This window comes from Microcoleus sp. B4-D4, assembly GCF_036705185.1.
Taxonomy (GTDB): Bacteria; Cyanobacteriota; Cyanobacteriia; order Cyanobacteriales; family Microcoleaceae; genus Microcoleus.
This window is the reverse complement of sequence record NZ_JAUBTX010000029.1, coordinates 60,352-82,855: the sequence shown is the minus strand read 5'-3', so window position 1 is coordinate 82,855 and position 22,504 is coordinate 60,352. Positions and strand designations below refer to the sequence as shown.

The window sequence follows — 22,504 nt, the reverse complement described above, 5'->3', positions numbered from 1 at the left end:
ACGGATATTGTTGATGGTACAACAAGTGCGATCGACTTTGGCAGCGTCATAGTTGGCACAACTCTCAACAAAACCTTTACCGTCAAAAATCTCGGTACAGCAGTTTTAAACCTCAGCAACCTGACTTTACCCACAGGATTTAGCTTAGTTGGAAACTTACCTGCAACAGTTACCGCCGGCGGTAGTGCTAACCTGGAAATTCAAGTAGATACAACCACAGCCGGAAATAAAACAGGTTCATTGCAATTTGTCAATGATGACAGCGATGAAAATCCCTTTAATTTCCCGATTTCAGCCGCAGTCACAGCAACTCCCACACCAACGCCTGCACCCGTACCGACACCAACACCTGCACCCGTACCGACACCAACGCCTGCACCCGTACCGACACCAACACCTGCACCCGTACCGACACCAACACCTGCACCCGTACCGACACCAACGCCTGCACCCGTATCAAACCCTGTACCTTTACCGACACCAACGCCTGCACCCGTATCAAACCCTGTACCTTTACCAACTCCAACGCCTGCACCGATACCAACTCCAACGCCTGCACCGATACCAACTCCAACGCCTGTTAACCAAGAGGATACAGACTGCATTTGCGACAAAATTGAGTATCCCAATCTTAATCAACCCAACCAACAAATTGATAACATTATCAATGGCAGCCCCGGTTTGCTGCTTGGGACTCCCGCAAACGAGGCTTATTTTGGCAGCAATAACCCCAATATCTTCGATGCTAAACAAGGCAACGATAACTTGTTTGGCGGTGAGTTAAAGGATATTTTCAACGGCAATCAAGGCAATGACTTCATTGATGGCAATAAAGGAGACGATATCCTGTTTGGGGGCAAAGAAAACGATATCATTCTTGGTGGTTTTGGTGAAGATGTTATCTTTGGAAATCAGGGCAATGATTTAATTAACGGCAAAGAAGATGATGATTTAATCTTTGGCAATCAAGGCAATGATTTTATCGACGGCGGCAAAGGAAATGATTTAATTTACGCTGGCAAAGGAGATGATTTAATTCTCGGCAGTCAAGGTAATGATACTATCTTCGGACAACTCGGAGATGATACTTTGTGCGGCGGTGAGCTAGATAACGTCATTTATGGCGGCCAAGGTAACGATTTAATCGATGGCGGTAAGGGCAACGATTCGATTTATGGAGACTTAGGTAATGATACGCTTCTCGGTTGCGAAGGTGATGATATTTTGTTTGGAGGTTCGGGCAATAATAGCTTAGTTGGCGGTTTGGGAAATGACACTTTTGTGTTAAATTCTAGTCAGGGATTTGACTTGATTGCTGATTTTGTCAAGGGTAAAGATTCGCTCGGATTGTCGGGAGGCTTGAGTTTCAATCAGTTAGACATAACTCAGGACAATAACAGTGCGCTGATTAAGTTAAAGGGAAGTGGAGAATTAGTTGCTTCTTTAACTGGAGTCACCGCCAGCCTAATTGGTGTTAGCGATTTCCGAGTTGTTTGAATCTCAAATAATACCTGAAAGGTAGGGAGACGGCAATGTCGTTTCCTCCGGGGCCGGACTTAGGCAATGGCAATTAGTGTTAACAAAAATGTCAAACGTAGTGCCTGTCTTATGTGTGGTGATTAATGCCAGATCCCCCCTAACCCCCCTTAAGAAGGGGGGGACAAGAATGCTCTCAAAGTCCCCCGACCTAATGGGGATTTAGGGGGATCTCCAGGGTATAAATAGTGTTAAGTGAACCGTATTGCTCTATATGTCAAAATTGATATCAGTCATGGACGCACTGCGACTAAAGAAACTGGGTTTTTTACCGGCACTTCCGGCTGCAAGCAATCGTTTTCTCAAAAAACCCGGTTTCTACCCACCCGTGTATAAAGTCCTAATTCAAAACAAGTCTAGTTCACCAATAACACAAAATTGACATACCATAAATCTGCCTAAAGTGATAGTAGTCCGCAGACATATTTGTAAACTTCCGACTGTAGGGGGATGCTTTAGCTCGTCAATAAGGCGATGCTTGCCATTGGGGGCACGAATCTAAAACTATATAATTAGTCAACTCGCGCCAACGATCGCGCGTACCCACCCTTTAACGAGGCATATACTATGTATCAAAATTTGCCAATAAATCCAGAAATGTATAACACCGGGTTCTGGCTGGCCCAAGTGCTAGTAGAACCGACTACAACTACAAACACAGTAGAAGAAACAGCACTCCTCTATTCCGGGCCGCAATTTTTTATCGCCCTAATCGCTGGAGTCGTTCTAGCCTGCGCTTTCCAACTGTTGCTAACAAATTTATCAGTAGCCGCAGGCCTTTCCTATATCGGACAATCCCACGATGACGGACACCACTCGGATAGCAGCAGCCCGCCACTGCGCCACATCGGCAGCAAAGTCGGCACTTGGACGCTAATCACCGTCACCGTCGCCCTATTCTTCGCTTGCTTGCTTGCGGTAAAGCTAAGCTTGATTAGCAGTCCGGTTTTGGGGGCGATCGTTGGTTTAGTTGTCTGGGCTACCTATTTCTCACTTCTCGTCTGGGTGAGCTCCACCACCGTCGGTTCCCTGATCGGTTCCGTCGTCAACACCGCAACATCTGGCGTTCAAGCGATTTTTGGCACCGCAGCCGCAGCCTTGGGCGCGAAAGCAGCCAGCAATCAAGTAGTGGCCACAGCCAAAGCAGCAGCAGCAGCAGTGGGCCATGAACTGGGTAGCGCGATCGACCCCACAAGCTTGCGGGAAAACGTCGAAGACTACATCCAAGCCCTCAAGCCGCCGGAATTAGACATCAAAGCGATGCGCGGCGAGTTTGAAAAATTGCTCAACGATCCGCAACTCAAAAGCATTGCGGGCGAAAATTTGCCGAAGATCGATCGCCAAACTCTAGTAGATTTAGTAAGTTCGCGATCGGACTTGTCAAAGCGCGATGTCAACCGGATTGTAGACCAACTCGAAGATGCTTGGAAACAAGTAGAAAAACAAGAATCTAAATCAGACGGCATCGGCCAATTGGTAGATTATCTCAAATCTGCAAAATCGGGAGATTTGCTCTCAGAACAACTGACAAGTAGGGTAGAACAAGCCCTCAGCAGTCTGGGCGGTCAAAATTCCGGCCAAAGCCCCACCATGAGAGCCCAAGCAACGACAATGGCAGTCAATGCTTTAATGGGAATAGTTTTGGGCCGCACGGACATTTCCGATTTCGATGTAGAAAAAGTAGTCGGTCAGCTCAAAACAGCTAAAGATAAAGTTAGCGCCCAAGCTGATAAAGTTAGTGCTCAAGCTGATAAAGTTGCCGCTCAAGTCAAAGGCGAACCCGAAACTTACAGCCCGATCCGTGCGGATGTAGAAAACTACTTGCTCAACACTTATTCGTGGCAGATGAACCCGCAAGCGATCGAGCGCGAATTTCGTGACGTGATCTACGATCCTACGGCAGATCCGGGAACTGTGCGCCGCGAATTAGAAAAACTCAATAAGTCTCAGTTTGCGGAAATTCTCGCGAGTCGAGGCGTTTTGACTCAAGACAAAATTAAAGAAATTTCCCAGGATTTAGAAGGAATAAGACGGCGAGTTTTAGAAACCGTTATCTTTGCTGAAGAGCAAGAAAAAGTTCGAGACTTGCAGTGGCGGGTGGAAACTTATTTGAAAGTGACCCCGAAAGAGGAACTGACAGCAGCAGGTATCGGGAGCGATTTCAAAAAAATCTTAGAGGATTCCGATGCGAGTTACGAACAGTTGCGCGATCGGCTTTCTCCTTACACCCGCGACAGTTTTGTGCAAATTCTCAGAGGCCGCGAAAACTTCGGCTTCCAGGAAGTAGAACAGATTGTCAACGAGTTGGAAAAGACGCGAGATGTCGCTTTAGCAGATGCTAAAGGCCTGCAAGAAGCCGCGCAAGTCCGACTAGACAATCAGTGGCAAAAAGTACAAGAATACTTGCAGTCTACGGGCAAATCAGAACTCAATCCCGAAGGCATCAAGCGCGATTTCAAAACACTGCTGGACAATCCAGAAGCGGGAATTTGGGCGCTCAGAGCTAGAGCTTCTCGGTTCGATCGCGATACTTTGGTAAAATTGCTATCTCAGCGCAAAGACCTCAACGAAAATCAAGTAAACGAGCTTCTCGACAGCGCCGAGGAAACTTGGCACAGCGCGCTCCAAGCACCGCAAAAGTTGGCAGAAAAAGCTAAGGATCAGTACGACCAAACTACGACCGCCCTGGCAGATTACCTCCGCAATACTGGCAAATCAGAACTCAATCCTGAAGGGATTCAGCGCGATTTGACGAAACTGATGGAAAATCCCAAGGAAGGGGCTTTAGCGCTCCGGGGACGCCTGTCTCAGGTCGATCGCGATACTTTGGTAAAACTGCTTTCTCAGAGAGATGATTTGACTGAGGAACAAGTCAATCAAATTATCGACCAAGTGCAGGAAACTCTGGGCTCGATCGTGAAAGCGCCTCGCCGTTTGGCGAAGCGGGTACAAACCCAAGTCCAGGATTTTCAGAGCGTTTTAGAGGATTATTTGCGAAATACGGGCAAGGATGAATTAAATCCCGAAGCCATCAAGCGCGACTTGCAACTGCTGCTGCACGACCCAAAAGTCGGCGCTTACAGCTTGGGCGAGCGTCTGTCGCACATCGATCGAGAGACTATGGTTTCTCTGCTGTCTCAGCGGCAGGATATTTCTGAAGCAGAAGCTGCTCGCATTGTGGATGGAATTTTGTCGGTGCGCGATGAGTTTGCACTACAAATCCAGAAAATTCAGGATCGCATTCAGTCGGTAATTGACGGAGTTCTCGGAAAAGTTCGGGATTACCTCAATTCGCTCGATCGCCCTGAACTAAATTATGAAGGGATTACGCGGGACGTGCGTCAATTATTTGACGATCCCCAAGCTGGATTTGATGCTTTGCGCGATCGGCTAGGTCATTTCAACCGCGATACTTTAGTAGCACTAATGAGTTCCCGCGAGGACATTTCCGAAGCCGATGCTAACCGCTTGATCGACCAAATTGAAGTCACCCGCAATAGAGTGTTGCAAAGAGCAGAACGCTTGCAACAAGAAGCCCAGCTTCGCCTTGAAAGCATCAAACTTCAAGCTGAAAAACAAGCTGAAGAAACCCGGAAAGCAGCCGAAGTTGCTTCTTGGTGGCTGTTTTTTACCGCTCTTACCTCGGCCGTAGCAGCAGCCGGTGCCGGTGCTTTAGCTGTTATCCGGTAACTAAAAACTGAATTTGCGCCGTGCAAGCTAATAGTGCCTGATGTGAGTTACTACTGACATCAGGCACTATTTTTATCAGAGTTTTCAAGGGGAGGATCTCACTTTTGCAGCCAAGCTAGAAATTGGAGACAGGAGACAGGAGACAGGAGGAAAGAGGAAGAAAGAAGGAGTCAAAAGAAGTGTTTTTACAAATATGAGATGCTCCCCTTTTCAAGAGCGTGTCGGCTCGATTCATATCAATTCCGGTTGCACTCATACATGATGTTAACAGTCAACAGTGAATTTACTATTCCGATGAAGAGAGGATTTGATATAATACTGAAAAACTTTTTCATACTTGACAGTATTTTCCATAAGTTTAGTATAGTAGAGATAGATACAGGTATAGCCTTTCTGTGCTCTCATATGAGGTACTATCCGGGATAGGGCATAGGGCATAGGCCTCCGTGGGCATAGGCCTCCGTGGGCATAGGCCTCCGTGGGCATAGGGCATAGGGCATACCTCACTTTTGTGAGAACCGCTATAGCATAACCGCGCTTCACAAACGGGCGAGAATCCAAAACGACTCGCTAGAAAACAATAATATCTCGTGGGTAGCGAACACCACAAAAAACATAGCTAGGGCCGCCACCGCGCACCCATACCCGAAAAATCAAAAATTTAGTAGTTAAATGTACGCCAAGGGCATACGGGAACCTGGGAAGTGATTCCTTAACGCTTGGGGAGACAAGCCCTCTGGGGCTATTCAAATTAGACTCGCAACTTCGTTCAATAGGACGGGTTTTTGGTTGAAATATTGCCGAAAGGATGGATAGTTTAAAGGTGTGTCAGTGAACCAAGAATCCCCGCGCGTTCACGCCCGGGAGTTTCAAGAAGGTAATTAAAGATGTGAAAATACTACACTGATGTGGGGGCGACATATCGGATATCTTGGAAATACCAAGGACTTTTGCCAGTGGGCCCACAACAGTCAAAATATGCAGGCCCTGTCGAGCCAATGCTAAACAACCTACGTCTCAAATCTCCCCAGGCTAGTTGCCTAGTAGCACAGTGAGGGGGGCGACGCCATGCAACTCCGAAAAAAAACACTATTAATCATCGGTGCAGCTCTAATCAGCCTGATTCTGGTTCTCTATGCCACTGCATCAACTATTTTGCTGCACGATTTTCAAAACCTTGAGGCCCAGTACGTCCGCCAGGATGTCGCGCGGGCTTTGGATGCCCTAGATGACGACTTGTCGAATTTAGACACCAGCGCCCAAGATTACGCCGAGTGGGACGATACTTACTCTTTTGTTGATACACAAAATGAGGCTTTTGTCAAGTCAAATTTCGTTGATTCGACATTTACTTCCTTGAGACTAAACTTGTTGCTAGTGCTGGACTCCAGCGGTCAGACGATTTTTAGCAAAGGTTTCGACCTGAAGTCCCAAACCGAAGTGCCGATTCCCGAAAGCTTGAAACAGCAATTGATTGAGGCGCTGCTAGAACCCTCGACACCGCAGGGCGATCGGGCAAAAGCAGGCGTCATTACCCTCCCAGAAGCTAGGCTGCTAATTTCTGCGAGGCCGATCGTCAACAGCAACGCCCAAGGCCCGCCGCGCGGGACGCTGGTTCTGGGACGCTACCTCGACAGCAGCGAAATTGGTTTGCTTTCGGAACTGACTCACCTGTCAGTCGATTTTAGGTTGCCGAGTTTAGATTTTAAATTGGGTTCTGCGAACTACTCCAAACCGGGGGCTAAGGCGATCGCCCGATCGATCCAGGATTTAGACAATATCAAAATCAAAATTTCTAACCTCAAATCAGTAGAAATTTTAGTCGAACCAGTCAGCGACTACGTTGTCGCAGGATACGCCCTGATTCGCGACCTACGAGGCAACCTAGCGCTGCTGCTGCGAGTAGAGGCAGACCGCATCATCTACCGCCAAGGTCAGGCTACCTTGGGCCTGTTTACCCTATCAATACTGGCAGTAGGTTTAGTATTTAGCGCGATCGCCCTGCTGTTGCTCGAAAACTTAGTCTTGGCAAGATTGGCAGACTTAAGCACCAGCGTCAGCAACATCGCAGCCAACGGAGACCCAGACTTGCGCGTTCATATGAGCGGAAAAGATGAACTCGCAAGCCTGGCCGGCGCCATCAACACAATGCTAGAAGCATTGAGCAACTCTCAAGTCGAACGCTTAGAAAGCGAAGACCGCTATCGGTTGATGGCCGAAAACTCAACCGACATGATTACCAGACACAACCCCGAAGGCGTGTTTCTTTACGTGTCCCCCGCCAGCCGCGCTTTGCTCGGATACGAACCTTCGGAACTCGTCGGCGCGAGCCCCAACCATTATTTTCACCCAGACGATTTAGAAGCCATCAGCAAAGCTCACTCAAAAGTCCTGGCGCTTCCAGTTACTTACACCGTCAGCTACCGCATCCGCCGCAAAGACGGCAAATACATTTGGTTTGAAACCACCAGCCGCACGATCCGCGATCCGGAAACTGGTTTGGTGCAAGAAATTATCGGTATTTCCCGCGACATCAGCGTCCGCAAGCAAACAGAACAAGAACTGCGAGAAAGCGAATCTGCAATTAAAGCTTTGTACCAAGTGACCTCGGCTCCCCGTACTGACCCGGAGGGCCGCCTCTTTACCTTTGATTTGCGCCTCCAAGAACTGCTGGAGATGGGATGCCGACAGTTGGGTATGTCCGTGGGAATTTTGTCGCGGATTCAAGGCGAAAAATATCAAATCATGGCTGTGGAATGTCCCGACGGGTCGATCGAGAAAGCACAAATCTACGACCTCGAAAAAACCTTTTGCGGGACTACAGTAATGGCAAAAGAACCCATGTACTTTGAGTCGGCGAGGTTTGCAGCTTTGTGCTTCAACACCGAGGATCCAGCATTCAAGATCGAAGCGTACATGGGCATTCCCGTCACCGTGACAGGTGAAATTTACGGCACTTTGTGCTTCCTTTCTCCAACTCCTCTGACAGAACCGTTCCGAGTTGTAGACAGAGAGTTGGTGAAACTGATGGGTCAGTGGGTGGGAAGCGAACTAGAACGCCAGCAAACAGGCGTAGATTTGGCAAAAGCTCGCGACGAAGCACTGGCGGCTACCAAAGCTAAAAGCGAATTTTTAGCCACCATGAGCCACGAAATTCGCACTCCCATGAACGGAGTCATCGGCATGACCGGTTTGCTGTTGGATACCTGCTTAACTCGCGAACAGCGCGATTTTGTAGAAACTATCCGCAGCAGCGGCGATGCCTTGCTGACGCTGATCAACGATATTTTAGATTTCTCGAAAATTGAGTCGGGCAAATTGGACTTGGAGGAACATCCGTTTGACATCCGCACTTGCATTGAGGAATCTCTTGACTTGGTAGCTACCAAGGCGGCACAAAAAAAACTGGAATTGGGTTACTTGATCGATCGCTCGGTACCGACAATGGCGATCGGCGACAGCACTCGCTTGAGGCAAATTTTAATCAATTTGCTCAGCAATGCTGTGAAATTTACCGCAACTGGAGAAGTAGTGGTTTCGGTGACGGCAAAAAAGATTTCAGTGCCGCCAAATCCTGCAGAACCGCCAGAAATTAATGGCGAACCGCTAGCAATTAACCAAGCATACGAAATACAATTTGCGGTCAAAGATACGGGTATCGGCATTCGGGGCGATCGCATGGATCGGCTGTTTAAATCCTTCAGCCAGGTAGATTCTTCAACAAGCCGACACTACGGCGGTACCGGATTGGGTTTGGCAATTAGCAAGCGTTTGGCCGAAATGATGGGAGGCAGGATGTGGGTAGAAAGTATGGGTTGTATTGCCGGCAAGCCTCCGGTAGATTTTAAAGCAACAGCTTTTGAGGTGGAATGGGGAGACTCCTGTGAAATTGCCGAAAAATATTGCTCTGTCAAATCCGCACTCAGCACCAAGCCGATCGACCAAAATCCGCCATCCGCCGGCTCTACTTTTTATTTCAGCACGATCGTTCGTGGCTGCAAAAGTTCTTTGTCAGTTAACTCGACCAATTGTCAACCGGAATTGGCTGGGAAGCGAGTCTTGATTGTCGATGACAATGCTACCAACCGCCAAATTTTGACTCAGCAGGCTCAGTCTTGGGGAATGGTGCCTAGAGCTTCAGCTTCGGCTCGTTTGGCTTTAGATTGGCTAGCTGCTAAGGAGGCGTTTGATTTTGCAGTTTTGGATATGCAAATGCCGGAAATGGACGGGTTGGCTTTGGCCGCGGAAATTCGCCAGTATCCTGATTGCGAAAAGTTGCCCTTAGTGATGCTAACTTCGATCGGCCTACCAGAAATTAACTGCTCTGCAGTTGATGTGAATTTTGCTGCTTTTTTGAATAAACCGATTAAACAATCTCAGTTTTACAATGTTTTAATCAATATTTTTGGGGAACCACAAGTAACTGAAATGAGAGGGCCGCGTACTAGCGGGGCTTTCCTCCAAAGCATACCAGTGCTGGCAGATAACTTACCGCTGCGGATTCTGTTGGCGGACGATCATTTGGTGAATCAGAAGGTGGCTTTGCAAATTTTGCAGCGGATGGGCTATCGCGCGGATGTGGCGGGAAACGGGATCGAAGTGCTCGCAGCTTTGCACCGCCAGCCATACGATTTGGTGTTGATGGATGTGCAAATGCCGGAAATGGACGGTTTGGAAGCTACCCGCCTCATCCGCGAGCAATTTTCCGAGGATTTTACCTTAGAAAATCCCACTGAAGAATCAGAAGTTTCTGAAACTGAGGAACAATCTAACAATCCCAAATCCCAAATCCCAAATCTAAAATCGACGAACCCTTGGATTGTGGCGATGACAGCAAATGCGATGCAGGGCGATCGCGAAGAGTGTATGGCTGCGGGGATGGACGATTATTTGAGCAAGCCGATCGCCATTGAGGAGTTGGTTCGAGCTTTGAAGGCGTGTAAATCTCGATCGCGCCCAGAGTGCGATCGCCCGGTGCCGATTGTTTGTGTAAACTCGCAGATTGAACAGATCGGAGAAACGAGTGAATTAGAAGTGCGATCGAATGCGATTGTTGCGGAAAATGCACAACAGACAATTCCCAATTCGATCGCAGTTGTCGGGTTTGGTGAATCAAATCTCGATCGGGCTTTGTTAGAAAGTCCCGATTGTCTGAGTGCCAAGATTATAGAAGGATTGCGAGATGTGGAAGCTTTAGAGGAGGCGATCGAGATTTACCTCGAAACAGCTCCCGAACTGCTGCGAGGCATCTCTACGGCCGTCAGGAGCGCCGATCCGCTGGCTTTGCGGCGAGATGCTCATTCTTTGAAATCGATTAGCGGTACTCTCGGTGCTTTTGGCTTGTTTAAGCTGTGCGAGCAACTCGAAATCATGGGCCGCATCGGAATACAAGCCAACCAAGCTTTACCTGCTCCAGCTTGCGAGCTTTTAAAACAGGTTGAGGCCGAGTATCAAAGAGTTGAGGCGGCGTTGAAAATGGAAATGCAATATGTTGATGGGTAATATCAATTCCGGTTGCACTCAGAGAACGCCACAGAATGATTGATCCTATAATGACCAAAAGATAATTTCAGTGTGCAGCCTATCTTATGTCTCTAAAATTTGTCATGAAACTGACCGAACACGCCAAATCTCTTTACATCAAAACCGCTAAAAAACTCAAGGGGACAGACAAACGACAATTCATGGCATCGGTAGTCAAAGGTTTAGGAATAGGTGGACAAACGTTAGCAGAACGGGAGTTAGGATGGAACAGACGCACCATCCGTAAAGGGATGAAAGAATTGAAAAGTGGTCAGCCAATTGTCGATGGTTTCAAGCGCAGTGGACGAAAGCGGGTTGAAACAAAATTACCCAACTTATTGAAAGATATTAAATCGTTAGTAGACCCACACAGTCAAACTGATCCTAGCTTTAAGAGTACACGATTATATACACGCATCACTGCCAATGAAGTCCGTCGTCAACTAATTGAACAATTTGGTTATAGTGATGAAGAACTACCGACCGCAGAAACAATTCGACGAAGATTGAATGATTTGGGTTATACCTTAAAACGAGTTCTTAAAACTAAACCGGTCAAAAGAATTCCCGAAACATCAGCCATTTTTGAACAACTTGGACAAGTCAATACAGCAGCTGATAATAACCCTAATACTCTCCGAATCTCTATTGATGCCAAGGCCTCCGTCCAGATTGGAGAATTTGATAGAGGTGGTAAAACTCGGATGCCAACTATTGCACTTGACCACGATTTTTCGACTCAATCAACTGTGATTCCATATGGCATTTTTCTGCCTGAGTACAATGAGTTATTTTTATTCTTCGTTACTTCTAAGTTGACGGCTGATTGTATAGTTGACTTACTTGAAAGTTGGTGGCAAACTGTTAAACACCGTTTTAGTCACATTCAAAAATTGGTCATTAATCAGGATAATGGACCAGAAAATCATTCTCGTCGTACTCAGTTTATGAAACGAATTTTAGATTTTTCGCGAGAATCTCAACTGACGTTGCAATTGGCTTATTATCCGCCCTATCATAGTAAATATAACCCAATAGAACGTTGTTTTGGTTGGTTAGAAAAGCATTGGAATGGTAGTTTACTTGACAATATTGAGACTGTAGTAAATTCCGCAAAAACTCTCACATTTAAGGATAAAAATCCAGTGGTGACATTGGTAGAAACAATTTACTCCACAGGAGTTACAATTAACAAATTAGCTATGGCAGAAATTGAAACCCAGATTAATCGTCTCCCCAATCTTCACAAATGGTTTGTGGAAATTTTCGCTAAACCCACATAGCTATTGGATCATTCTTTTTGTGGAGGTCTCTCAAACATGATTGTTGACTGTTGATTGTTGACTGTTGATTGTTGCTCGTTACCAGGCTCTGCCTGGTAATGCAGATCCAGAGGCTCTGCCTCCTTTTATCTGGCAACTTACAGAAGAGAGGACTGTAGGAGGTGTTTAAGTTATCAAGTTTTCGAGCCTAAAAAAATAGTTAAATCCTCAGAGCAAGGTGATAGATAGATTGGGAAAATATAGCAATGCTAAATGATTCAGATCAATTTGTAGGGTAGTGCCAAGAATGCCTACCCGCTTATCTATCTGGCAACCACGGGGCAAGCGAGCCCCTACAATAATTATGCAAATGATTTAGGATTGCTAAGCTGTTGCGGCATTTAAATTTCATGTAAGGAACCAAAATTTAATAAATTAAACATCTGCCACACTTCTCTCTCCAGAAGCTCAGGGGGTAAAGAGAGGCAGAGCCTCGGGATCTGCATTACCAGGCAGAGCCTGGTAACGAGCCATATAGCGGTTCTCAAGCGTGGTGAGGTATGCCTTATGCCCAATGCCCACCCTTCGACTTCGCTCAGGGCAAGATGCCCAATGCCCAATGCCCAATTCCCAATGCCCAATGCCCAATTCCCAATGCCCAATGCCCAATGCCCAATGCCGCATAGTACCTCATCTTTCTGAGAAAAGCTATACATATTATGGATTACAATCTAATTGCTAAAATAGTAATATTCTCTGTATCAATACCTTTTACTTTTTACATTGCTTACGCTGCAAAAGTAGCCCTCAATCTCAACCTCGATATATTCGGGGCAGGGCACACTCCTGCTAAGTTAGAAAAGCTATCCGGTGGCATAATTAAATGTAAGTGGTTCCCTAATCCTCACCACTGCCCAGGAAATAATCATGTTAAATAATTCAGTCCCGGACGCATCATATCGTTTCCGGTTGCATCGGAATGGTTTAACCACAGAGAACGCAGAGTACACAGAGGGAGAGAATATATATCTGAATCATTCCGATGCTACCGGATTTGATATCAAAACCCAATAAACCGGGTTTTTGATGGTTTTTGTGTGCTGCAATCAAATTTTCGGGTAAAAAACCGGGTTTGTGACCAAAAGCATCCAGGATACAAGCCCCCGGATTCATCCGTGGAGAAATAAAAAACCTGTATCAGATGAAACTTGCCCCCCGAATTTATCCGTGGGGTCAATCTAAAATCTAAAATCTAAAATCTAAAATCGATTGACTGGCAAACTTATTTTCGTGTTACCAAAACCCAATCCTCGGCTGTTTTTACAACCTCAGCATTCTGCAAATCTAGATGTTTGAGGACAGGTTTTTCTAACAGAAAATAAGGTTGCGGGAGAGATTGCCATTTCTGTTTCAGTGTAGGCGCGTCGGCGACAATAACTTGCCTCTGGCTATAAAAATTCAGCGACGGACGCGGGAGGCGGTGAGAAGTAAAGACTTCTTGGCCGATGGGCGTTCCTTCGCGGACAATTTGGGCGATCGGCTTAACCGGATAATCCTCCGCCAGTTCCCAAACCCAGTTGTCGGAAGCGACAAATACCAACAGCGAGACGTAAGTTCCCCAAATTAAAACTAATAAAAATTGTCTGTCTTTGTTGTGCAGCAACACGGCCGCCAGTGTCATTGTCAAAGCTACAAACATCATCATTAACTGCAAATCTTGCTGGGGAGATACAATTTGTTCCCCAATCCGTACTAAGCCGCTAAAGTACGCGCAACCGACTACAGCCACCACCGCCAGTATTGCCAAAATCGCGGGATGAGGTAAAAAAGATATAGCATCAAAACGTTCTTCTGCTTCCTCTTTGATCGGCTCTGGCGGCAGCGACATTTGCTCCCAAACTTCCGCGAAATAACTGCCAACGGCTAAAGCAAAAGCTGGATAAATTGGCAAAACATACCAAGGCAATTTCGTATTCATCACAGAAATAGCCAGCAGATATACTCCTGTCCAAACTAAGACTAATTTCGGCCCGGGAAAATTGCGATTTTCCCAACTAAAATACAGCCCTTGCAGATAAAATAACTGCCACGGCCAAGCTGATTCTAAAATTTCTAAAAGATAATACCAGGGCGGGCCGTTGTGATTGCTTACTGGTTCCCAAATGCGCCGGAAAGATTGGTTTAGCAAGTTGGCGTTGATGAAATCTTGGCCGTAGTGCAGCCATTGGGCAAAATACCAACCAGCTACGGGGAAAGTTCCGATCGCCAATCCGCCCCAAAGATAGCCAGAAGTGAGGAGTCGCGGGGTATCCCAAACCAGGAAAACTAAGCCGATCGCGCCCAGCAGCAGCCCCAACATCACGCCCTTAGTCAAACAAATGAGTCCGAACCCGATCCCCGCCCCCAAGGCGTAGCGCAAGTCGCGGCGCGATCGCAACAAACACCACATCGATGCCAGCAAAAAACACAAAACTGCTCCGTCTAACATCGCCAAACGTCCGTGCCGCACTACCGGAAGCAGCGTCAGATAAACGAGAGCCGAAAAAATGGCGATCGAGCGCTGCGGATACAACTCCCGCCCAATGGCGTAAAGCATGGGCACAGAAGCCGCCGTCAGCATCGCCGGTACCAACCTCGCCGTCAATTCGCTAACGCCGAAGTTGGCAAAACACAGCCCGATCAGCCAGTGTACCAGCGGCGGTTTGTTGAAATAAGGCATAGAGTCGATCGTCGGATACAGCCAATTTAAATTGCCGCGCCAAATTTCGCCACTTACCTGTCCAGCAATCCCTTCATCCCAATCCCGCAACGCCGGGCCGCCGAGATTGAACCCGAAAATTAGCACCGCAGCCAACAGCAAAGCCAGCATCCACAGTTTGTCTGTCAAGCTGTCATTGAAGCGAGTTTTCGGTTTACCTACCGAGAATGGAAAGATTTTTGACATAAGGAATGACCGTTTAAGATTTTCGATTTTAGATTAAAGAATTGAAGAATTGGGAATCAGTTATAAATTCAGGGTTGGGATCGTGGGCTAGGGTGGTTGGATGCTTTTGGGAAACAGGGCTTAAAAGAATTTTTCGCGTCCCAAACAGAAGGTAAACTTAGACAGCAGTTATTTGCGACAAGGAAAATACCATGAACTTACCTGTAATTATAGATATCATAATTGGCCTAGTGTTTATTTACCTGACTTTAAGCTTACTAGCTTCAGAAATTCAGGAACTGATTGCTACTGTTTTGCAATGGCGGGCGGAACATTTAAAGAAGTCGATCGAAGTGCTAATTTCTAACGGCAGCGACGCCGCCAAAGAGCCGCTGCAATTTCAGCGAGTCGAACAATTTGCCAATGCGATCTACGCCAATCCGATTATCAAGGATTTGAATCAGGGAGCCAAAGGGATTTTCTCCCAAGGATTTCGACTTATTACGCACCTTATGGGTGATTTTTACCGCCTGCTAACTCGCACCAAGAATGTTTTCGGCAATCAATCGACAGGGCCTTCTTATATTCCACCACAGAGTTTTTCTGCTAGCCTTTTGGATACTTTAAAAATTTCTAATTCAATCCGAGCGATATCTAAAGCCCGATTGGAAAGATTTAAAGATTTACAGTTGGCACAAATTCAAGCAATTAGCAATCATTTGAATCTGCCGGAGTCTGCAAAGTCGATTGTCGAACAACAATTTAGCTGGTTGACGGCGGAGTTTAATCGGGTTGTTGAAGATTATAAAAAAGATTTGGCGAGTTTGAACAACAGTTTGGATCGGATGTCGGAAAAACTAGAATTTTATATTAATGATTCTCAGGTTTATCTGCCAGAAACTGAGCTAGGAGGGAGAGATTTTCAAAGACAGATGGCATTTATTAAGGCTAGTTTTGATAGCGAATACGAGCGGGAGGCGCTGCGAGCGCAACTGGAACCGAGTTTGAGCAATCTATTAAATAGTGTGAGGAACTTTAAAAAAACTCAGGATAGGGTAGCAGAAATTATGGAGGAGCAAGAAAACGGTTTGATGTACCAAGAAATTCAAGAAATTTTGGGCATTATGCCAGAATCTTTGAAACGCAGTCTTTCTATTTTAGCGCAGCGTGCTGAAAAAGGCGGCGGAGATAGTCAAGAGCAGTTGCAGCGCTTTCAGCAAGAAATTGAAACTTGGTTCGACCAATCGATGCAGCGTGCTTCTGGCGTTTACAAGCGAAATGCTAGAGGGGTGGCGATTTTGCTCGGAACTACGATCGCGATTGCTGCTAATGCTGATAGCATTCATATTGTTAATCGGTTGTCGAAGGATTCGATGCTGCGATCGACTGTTACTTTGTATGCTCAGCAGTTGGTAGAAAAAAACGCTAAGACTAAATTAGATAATTTAACCGGTCTTAGCCAAGTTCAGCAGGATGTCGATCGAGCTTTGGATAATGTAGCTCTACCTTTGGGATGGAGCGAACCGAACAGGTTAGAAATAGACGCGCAGGGTAATTTATTGTTGCCGGCTTTCATGGCAAAATTGCTTGGTTGGATCTTGAGCGGCGTAGCTATTTCAATGGGATCTAGTTTTTGGTTCGATGCGCTCAACAAGATTGTTAATATTCGCAATTCAGGGAAAAAACCGCCATCTACTGACGACTGATACATTTACGCGCGCCACAGACTCTCATAAAATTTGAGATTTGAGATTTGAGATTTGGGATAGGAGCGATCGCCAAAGGCTTTGCAGGACGGGCTACCGAGTGGTATTCTGACTTGAAAGTGGTGTTACCTACAGGATACAGAAACCATCGGTAATTACGGGCCATTCGGCAATTCGGGAAAATACAAAAAATATAAATTCCGTGCGATCGCGGATGGCAGAGCCAAACAGATGGGCGAAACTAATAAAAGGGTTACATGGAGACGAGCAACACAAACAAGGTCGCTGCCAGTTTCCTGTGATTTGACTCCCAGGGTGTATCTACCGTTCAACACCCTTTTGGAGGAAGGAAAATGTTCACTTCTTTGACAGAAACCAATCCTGCCTCGGAATACCCAAATGCCCCATCCAAAAGCTGTCTATTTAACGATTCCAGCATTAATTCTGGGGGATATTTTATTTCTGAGATTTTGGTGGCGCTGGCATTAATTTTCGTCGAGTTTAGTCGCTGTAATGGCATCAAGCAAGTTACCTCGGCACTGCAAAAATATGCCTCTATCTTTGGAGAGATTGACAAATTTTGGACAATTTCTAGCAGCACTTCCGATTACCTAGAACCGTGCAAAAGCCAATTGCCAACACTCCAGAAAATACTCGCCCACGAAGAAACCGGGTTTTTTCACCGAATCTGCGGGTGCCCAGTAAGTATTTTGGTACAGTTGCCGATCGACAACAGCGGATTAGATTCGTTTTATACATTCGGTAACTGCACGGCGGGCGATTTTCTTCGGGAATCGCCCGCAATTAACCCATACTTAATATTAGACTGTTTTGAATGTTAGTAAATGCCACAACAAAATCGGAATCTGTGTTTGAGATTATTTTTTAATTGTCTATATTACAATACGGTTTACTTAAGACGATCCCCCCTAACCCCCCTTAAAAAGGGGAGTAGGGGGTGGGACAAGAATGCTCTCAAAGTCCCCCTTCTTAAGGGGGATTTAGGGGGATCTCCGGGGGATAAATATGTTAAGTGAACCGTATTGGTCTGAATTATTCAAAATGAATCATATAACTAATCTTGAATAATATCAATTTTAGTTACACTCATACATGATGTTAACAGTCAACAGTCAACAGTCAACAGTCAACAGTTAACAGTGAATTTACTATTCCGATGAAGATAGGATTTGATATAATTTAGATAAAATAGATATTCTAATAATTGTGTATTTGGGAGACTGCTTGCTCTTAAAAGACTTTTTATGAGAATTATAGTACAGCTATAAACGGGAGATTGCCATCTCAGTCTGGAGCAAATTACCCTGAAACCCATGCCCCAATGCCTGTAATTATCGGTATACCCAGCCAAATAAGGCTAAAAAAATTCTGCTAAAAAAAGCAGATTTTTTTTTGTATTTCCGATATTTGTGTTATCTCTTGCTAGCAATTGCGAGCAAAAATCCGGTTGACTACAAGTAGAACCCAGTGGAGCCCGGAAAAAAAACAAATTAAATAATTATTAAAAAAATCTTGTGTTTTTAAATCTTTAATGTTAATATGTATGAGAACAAGGCTGATAAGATTACTCCAGGGATGTATCTACCAATAACGCCCATAATGGAGTATCAAATATGACTTCTACGTTCGCCCAAGTTAACTCAAAATCTTCTCTTGAAAAACTGCCCCCGCGTTCCTTAGTCTTCATTGATTCCGGCGTGGAAGATTACGATTCAATTGCAGCAGGAGTGCTGCCTGGACAGCAGGTAGTGATACTCGATCGCACCAAAAATGGTATCGAACAAATCTCTTCTGAAATTGAAAAATACGCCTCTACCAATGGGGCGATCGACTCGGTTCACATCATTTCTCACGGTAGTTCTGGCAACTTGCAACTTGGCAATACCGCTCTGGGTTCGGATAACATCGAGCAATACAAAAACCAGTTGGAAAAGTGGCAGAGTTCACTAGCCCCGCAAGCAGACATCATGCTGTACGGCTGCGATGTAGCATCCGGTACAGGCGCTAATTTCGTTGACAAACTCAGCCAATTAACGGGAGCTGACGTTGCCGCATCCACCAACATCACCGGCAAAGACGGCGACTGGAACTTAGAATTTGCTAAGGGTCAAATTGAATCGGACTTAGCCTTGCGGTCAGATGTAATGGCAAATTACCAAGGTGATTTAGCTACTATCGTGGTAAGCAACAATAGCGATAGCGGTGCTGGTTCCTTGAGAGCTGCGATCGCATCCGCTGCAGCCGGCGATACAATTACCTTCGCTCCCGGTTTGGCCGGTCAAACCATCACCCTCACCAGCGGTCAACTCGATATTCCTGTTGGCAAAAATATTACGATTGACGGCGCAGCAGCAGCGGGTTTAACCATCAGCGGCAACAACGCATCCCGTGCCTTTTTTGTCAATGCAAATGTGGTGACTGCTACAAGTTTTGCAGTCAAAAATCTCTCTATTGTCAACGGCAAAACTGCCGATCGAGGCGGCGCGATCGGTACAACGGACGAAGTAAGCGTCACAGTAGACAATGTTCAGTTCAATAATAATGTTGCCGATCAAGGTGGCGGCGCAATTTTCGGCAATTTCAACAATACTCTGACAGTAACGAACAGTAAGTTTAACGGCAACACGGCCACTGCAGCCAATGACGAACGCGGTGCAGGTGCGATCGGCTTTTTGAGTTCCAAAGCTTTTACTGTCACCAACAGCGACTTTACAAACAACAAAGGAATTAACGGCGGGGCAATTAACAGCCTTCAGGGCAAGTTAACGATTGAGAACTCGCGATTCATCGGTAACGACACCACCGCAGCCGTTTTCGCATCAGGCCAAGATAATCCCTTTTTAAGGGGTTTTGGTGGCGCAGTTTACACAGACAGAGCCAGCAATCCGAGCGAAGCTTCCGGCACAATCAAGATTACCAATAGCGTATTTCAAGACAATAAAGGTCGAGGTGAAGGAGGTGCAGCTTATCTGTTCACCGGCAGCCAAGACAAGGTTATTTTGGAAAACAGCACCTTCCAAAATAACGAAATTATGGCGCTACCCAACGGTGGAGGGCCTGGAAACGGTGGTGCGGTAACGAATTTGAGCGACAGCACCAACCAGGGATTGACTGTTACCAACACCACCTTTGCTGGCAACAAAGCCAACAATCAAGGTGGTGGCCTGTGGACGCGGAATGCCCCTGCTACGATTACTAACAGTACGTTTTCTGGCAACTCCACCGCGTTTGCTGCTGATGATTTCAACAAACTCGGCGGTGCAATGACTCTGGGTGCACCCACAACTATTGTCAACACCACGATCGCCGATAATAGTGCTGGTTGGGTTGGTGGAGGTATCTTCGCCGCTGCCAATGATGTCACCCTCAAAAACACGATTCTTGCCAACAATACAGCGGCTAACGGAGGAAACCCTTGGGGAATTAACCAACACGTCACCGACGAATACGCCGATGGAGGAGGGAATTTTCAGTGGCCGCCCAAAAACCCTAATGACGGCAGTGATGTCAATGCGACGGCAAGTGTGACGATCGCAGATCCCTTACTTGGCCCACTGCAAAATATCAACGGCGCTTTCGTAAGGCCCCTGCTGACAGGAAGTCCGGCCATTGACAAAGGAGTACCAAGCGGCGCACCAGCTACGGATCAGCGCGGCCAGACTCGCCCTCAAGATGGTGATACCATTCCAGGGGCGATCGTAGACAGCGGTTCTTTTGAATTCGGAGGTACTGTCGTCCCAACTCCGACACCAACTCCCACACCAACGCCCGCGCCAACTCCGACACCCGCGCCGACACCAACTCCCACACCAACGCCCGCGCCAACTCCGACACCCGCGCCGACACCAACTCCGACACCAACACCCGCGCCGACACCGACACCCGCGCCGACACCAACTCCGACACCAACACCCGCGCCGACACCGACACCTGCGCCGACACCGACTCCGACACCAACACCCGCGCCGACACCGACACCTGCGCCGACACCGACGCCGACACCAACACCCGCGCCGACACCGACACCTGCGCCGACACCGACGCCGACAGGGACACCGACACCGACACCAACGCCCGCGCCCACGCCGACACCCGCGCCGACACCAACTCCGACACCAACACCCGCGCCCACGCCGACACCCGCGCCGACTCCAACTCCCACACCAACTCCCGCGCCCACGCCGACACCCGCGCCCACGCCGACACCCGCGCCCACGCCCGTGCCCACACCAACTCCCGCGCCCACACCAACTCCGGTGACAGATGCTTCCCCGCTAGATAGCCTCAACGCCCCGGAATTCGACTCTGGTGCGATCGCCCCCAACCCCGCCCAACAAACTCTCAACGGCGGTAACACAGACGATTTCATCATGGGCGGTGGCATCAACGAGTCAATTAACGGACTTGTTGGCAACGATACTCTTTACGGCATGGGCGGCAATGACAACATTGACGGCGGTGCAGATAACGATTCCATCTTCGGCAATATCGGCAATGACTTCATCCAAGGCGGCGCTGGCAACGATAGCGTCTACGCCGGCAAAGATAATGACACTGTGGTTGGCGGAGACGGCGACGACTTTTTGAGAGGAGATTTAGGCCAAGATACTGTTGCCGGCGGTTTTGGCAGCGACACCATTTTTGGTGGTAAAGATGACGATATCTTGCTTGGTGAAGATGGTGACGACCAGCTTTTTGGCAACTTAGGAAATGACACAATTAATGCTGGAAATGGCAACGATATTGCCTTCGGAAATGAAGGTGCAGATTTGATTTTTGGCGGAGCTGGAAATGACACACTTTACGGCGGCAAAGACAACGATAGTCTCGATGGCGGTGATGGTAACGATTTGCTATTCGGCAACAATGAAAATGATGTAATCTCCGGCAACACCGGCAACGATACGCTTTACGGTGGCAAGGGTAACGATTTGCTCATCGGCGGTGCTGGTAGCGATTTCCTCAGCGGCGATATTGGGGACGATACTTTGACCGGCGGTTCGGGAAATGACGTGTTTTTCCTCAATAAAAGTGTGGGAAGCGACATCATTACTGATTTCCGTCAGGGCGAGGATGTAATTGGGTTAGCTCCCGGTTTGAGTTTCAATCAACTCAGCATTACCTCTAGCAACAATCAAACTTTGATTAGCGTTACGGACAGCAATCAATTGTTAGCGAAGCTTAACGGTACGCCCGTTACTCTCGGCGCTAGCGATTTTATTCAGGTAACAATCTAACTGCCTCTGGTAGGGTGTGCAACGCGCACATTACTACCCAATACGGTTTACTTAAGATGATCCCCCCTAACCCCCTTAAAAAGGGGAGTAGGCAGGGTGGTTTTATTGTCATCCTAGAAATAGGTACGTAATTGGGCTTTAGCCCTCTTTAGACGTATATATAAAGAGGGCTAAAGCCCAACTACGTACCTTTATTAATATAACACTTGCGTCCCAGACGCGAGCTTTGAGCGGTGCTTTCTGTCGTTTCAGATTTCTTCTCCCCACAATAAAACCACCCTGCCTTAAAAAGGGGAGTAGGGGGTGGGACAAGAATGCTCTCAAAGTCCCCCTTCTTAAGGGGGATTTAGGGGGATCTCCGGGGCATAAATATGTTAAGTGAACCGTATTGCCTTACTACCAGTAAAACATCGGTAGGTGCCCAGCAGGCTGAAGGTTTTGACGACAATGCCAAGATTTTATCCCGCTGGGTATCCTACGGTTAGTTACTAGAAAATAGTTTCATATTATGTAAGGTTCGTAGTGCGGACTTTAGTCGGTTCTATATGGCGGAATTTAGTCCGCGCTACGAACGAAACGTTTTTATTATGGTAATCGATCCGACCT

Annotated in this window: 9 protein-coding genes; 7 read left to right on the top strand and 2 right to left on the bottom strand. The window is 47.0% G+C overall.

Going from position 1 to position 22,504, the window contains the following annotated elements; genetic code table 11:
- From QUB13_RS20235 to QUB13_RS20220, 4 genes are all read left to right on the top strand, one after another.
- Window positions 1-1,497, top strand: a 1,497-nt coding sequence (locus QUB13_RS20235) for a choice-of-anchor D domain-containing protein (protein ID WP_333383954.1), incomplete at its 5' end; no start/stop codon positions are given.
- Between the two features lie 606 nt (window positions 1,498-2,103).
- On the top strand, window positions 2,104-5,226 hold the full coding sequence (locus QUB13_RS20230; RefSeq protein WP_333383951.1) for an MFS transporter: 3,123 nt from the start codon (window positions 2,104-2,106) through the stop codon (window positions 5,224-5,226).
- A 1,068-nt stretch (window positions 5,227-6,294) separates the two neighbouring features.
- Complete coding sequence (locus QUB13_RS20225) at window positions 6,295-10,728, top strand: response regulator (protein ID WP_333383948.1); 4,434 nt, start codon at window positions 6,295-6,297, stop codon at window positions 10,726-10,728.
- Window positions 10,729-10,832: 104 nt separating this feature from the next.
- On the top strand, window positions 10,833-12,032 hold the full coding sequence (locus QUB13_RS20220; RefSeq protein WP_333383945.1) for an ISAzo13 family transposase: 1,200 nt from the start codon (window positions 10,833-10,835) through the stop codon (window positions 12,030-12,032).
- Window positions 12,033-12,479: 447 nt separating this feature from the next.
- Here the strand turns inward: QUB13_RS20220 and QUB13_RS20215 are convergent, their stop codons facing one another.
- The gene (locus QUB13_RS20215; protein ID WP_333383942.1) at window positions 12,480-12,695 is read right to left on the bottom strand and encodes a hypothetical protein; all 216 of its coding nucleotides are present in this window, start codon (window positions 12,693-12,695) and stop codon (window positions 12,480-12,482) included.
- Window positions 12,696-13,293: 598 nt separating this feature from the next.
- Window positions 13,294-14,955: an ArnT family glycosyltransferase gene (locus QUB13_RS20210; protein WP_333383939.1), complete on the bottom strand. Its 1,662-nt coding sequence runs from the start codon at window positions 14,953-14,955 to the stop codon at window positions 13,294-13,296.
- Between the two features lie 191 nt (window positions 14,956-15,146).
- Between QUB13_RS20210 and QUB13_RS20205 the strand changes: the two genes are divergently transcribed.
- The 3 genes from QUB13_RS20205 to QUB13_RS20195 all read left to right on the top strand — a co-directional run bounded on the left by QUB13_RS20205 (window position 15,147) and on the right by QUB13_RS20195 (window position 21,898).
- On the top strand, window positions 15,147-16,640 hold the full coding sequence (locus QUB13_RS20205) for a hypothetical protein (protein WP_333383936.1): 1,494 nt from the start codon (window positions 15,147-15,149) through the stop codon (window positions 16,638-16,640).
- A gap of 353 nt (window positions 16,641-16,993) precedes the next feature.
- The gene (locus QUB13_RS20200) at window positions 16,994-17,482 is read left to right on the top strand and encodes a hypothetical protein (protein ID WP_333383933.1); all 489 of its coding nucleotides are present in this window, start codon (window positions 16,994-16,996) and stop codon (window positions 17,480-17,482) included.
- A 792-nt stretch (window positions 17,483-18,274) separates the two neighbouring features.
- On the top strand, window positions 18,275-21,898 hold the full coding sequence (locus QUB13_RS20195; protein ID WP_333383931.1) for a DUF4347 domain-containing protein: 3,624 nt from the start codon (window positions 18,275-18,277) through the stop codon (window positions 21,896-21,898).
- Window positions 21,899-22,504: the final 606 nt, after the last annotated feature.